This is a genomic window from Mycobacterium sp. E1715 (assembly GCF_001667625.1).
Lineage (GTDB): Bacteria > Actinomycetota > Actinomycetes > Mycobacteriales > Mycobacteriaceae > Mycobacterium.
Map to the genome: position 1 here is coordinate 1 of NZ_LZJJ01000051.1, position 2,578 is coordinate 2,578.

2 protein-coding genes are annotated in these 2,578 nt (G+C 70.6%); both read right to left on the minus strand.

The genetic code is table 11. The features are described from left to right. The coding region (locus tag A9X03_RS02945) for a type I polyketide synthase (RefSeq protein WP_197696005.1) at positions 1–1,819 on the minus strand (1,819 nt) is incomplete at its 3' end. Further along, positions 1,819–2,578: beta-ketoacyl reductase (locus A9X03_RS02950; protein ID WP_156746455.1), on the minus strand; the 760-nt coding region annotated here is incomplete at its 5' end. The genes A9X03_RS02945 and A9X03_RS02950, both read right to left, overlap by 1 nt.

Sequence of the window (2,578 nt, forward strand, 5' to 3'; positions counted from 1 at the left end):
GGCCCTGGGTTGGCGCCGGTCGACGACGCCGGCCCCGACGGCGGGGTGTCGACGTTGGTGGTGTCGGGTAAGACGGCTCGTCGGCCAGCAGCAGACGGCCCATGCCGGCCCACTGCGACCCGCGCCCGGAGTAGACGAACACCGTGCCCGGCCCGACCGCGCCCTCGCGGGGCAACACCACCCCGGGGGCGTGCTGGCCACCCCCCAGTGCCCGCAGCCCGGCCACCGCCTGGGCACGGTCGCGGGCGACCACCGTGCCAAATCGCGCCTGCCGGGCCCGGTGATGGTTGAGGGTGTGCGCCACATCGCCGAGGGCGACCCCGGCCCCGCCACCCTGCATCCACTCGGCCAGCACCGACGCCGTCGCCGCCACCCGCCGCGCCGTCTTACCCGACACCACCAACGTCGACACCCCGCCGTCGGGGCCGGCGTCGTCGACCGGCGCCAACCCAGGGCCCTGCTCGACGATGGCGTGCGCGTTCGTCCCGCCGAGACCGAACGACGACACCGCCGCCCGGCGAGGACCCGCATCGGACGGCCATTCGATGTTCTCGACGGGCACGAAGAGCCGGGTCGACGACGCGTCGATCGCCGGATTCCACTGCGAGAAGTGCAGGTTCGGCGGGATCTGCCCGCGCTGCACCGCCAGCACCGCCTTGATGAACCCGGCCACCCCGGACGCCGCCTCCAGGTGGCCGATGTTGGTCTTCACCGCGCCGAGCGCGCACGAGCCCGGGCCGCGCCCGTAAGTGGCTGCCAGCGCTTCGAATTCGATCGGATCCCCGAGCGCCGTCCCCGTTCCGTGGGCCTCCACGTAGTTGACGCTTTCCGGTGCGATGTCGGCCGACCGCAACGCGTCGGCGATCACATCGCATTGGGCGGCCGTGTTGGGCGCGGTGATGCCGTTGGAGCGCCCGTCCTGGTTGACCGCCGAACCCCGCACCACGGCCAGCACTCGATCGCCGTCGCGCACCGCGTCGGTCAGGCGCTTGAGCACCACGACCCCCGCGCCCTCGCCGCGGACGAACCCGTCCGCCGCCGCGTCGAACGTCGCGCACCTACCCTGCGGCGACAACAATCCCCAAGCCGAGATGGCGATCTGGGTCTCGGGCCGCAGCGTCGCGCTGACCCCGCCGGCCAGCGCCAGGTCGCTCTCGCGGGACCGCAGGCTCTGGCAGGCCAGGTGGATCGCCGCCAACGACGACGAGCAGGCGGTGTCCACCGCCACCGCAGGCCCACGCAACCCCAACAGGTAGGAGATCCGGCCCGCGGTGATGCTGTGGGAGTTGCCGGTTCCGGTATAGGCGTCCACCTGCTCCGGGCCGGCCGCCAGCATGGACTGGTATTCGTTGAAGTAGGCGCCGATCATCACGCCTGTTCGGGTGTCGGCCAGTGAATCCGTTGGAATGCCGGCATGTTCGAGCGCCTCCCAGGCGACCTCGAGCACCATCCGCTGCTGCGGGTCCATCGATGCGGCTTCGCGCGGGGTGATACCGAAGAACTCGGCGTCGAACCCCGCGATGTCGGGCACGAAGCCGCCCCACTTGGTCGTCATGTGACCGGGCGTCAAGGGGTCGGGGCTGTAGAAGGCCTCGGCGTCCCACCGATCCGACGGGATCCCGGAGATCGCATTCCGGCCCTCGACCAACAACTCCCAGAAGCTGTCCGGTCCGGTCACCTCGCCGGGGAATCGGCAACCGATCCCCACCACCGCGATGGGTTCGGCCGTCACGGTGCGGGCGGCACGGGCGAATTCTTCGGACAGAGCGGTGCGCTGCTGCGCCGTCATGTCCGAGACGCGGCTGAACAGACTGCGCATTACGCGGGCTCCTCGGCGGTGACGGAGGACGACTCGATGCGGTCGAACAAACTGTCCAGCGTGCTTCCCGCCGAGGCGGACAACGCCGCGATCTCGTCGTGCCCCGAATCCCCGTCGGGCGCGACCATTTTGGTGAGCTGGTCCGCCAGCGCGGCGACGGTGGGGTGATTGAACAGCATGGTGGTCGAGATTTCAACACCCACCAAGGTCTCCGCCTCCCGGCGAATCGCCATGGCGCCCAGCGAGTTCAGGCCGAGCTCGGCGAGTGGCCGATCGCTTTCCAGCTCCGGTTCGGGAATCCGCAGTTCCCGGGCGACGATGCCGCGCAGCCCGCTTTCCAGCTCCCGGCGCACCTGCGCAGGTGTCAGGTGCGACCAGTCCTTCGCCGGGATCAGGGCGGCGCCCGCCGAGTCCGGAAGCAGGTCGTCGACGATGTGCAGTGCGCCGCGGATCCGATAGGCCTCCGCCAGCAGCGGCCAATCCGCGTCTACCACAACCGAATGCGCCCTGGCGGCGGGACTCGACACCAGGGGAAGTGCCGTGATGGCGGTCTCGTCGTCCATGGGCACCAGGCCGGTTCCGACGCTGACCTGACCGGCATCACCGTCGCTGTCGGCCAGTGATTTCCACAATCCCCAGTTGACCGTGGTGGCCGCGAGCCCCAGGCTGCGCCGGGCGTACACCAGGGCGTCCAGGTAGCCGCTGGTGGCGGTGTAGTGGGCCAGCCACCGCGAACCGGTGAGGCCGGAGATGGAGGAG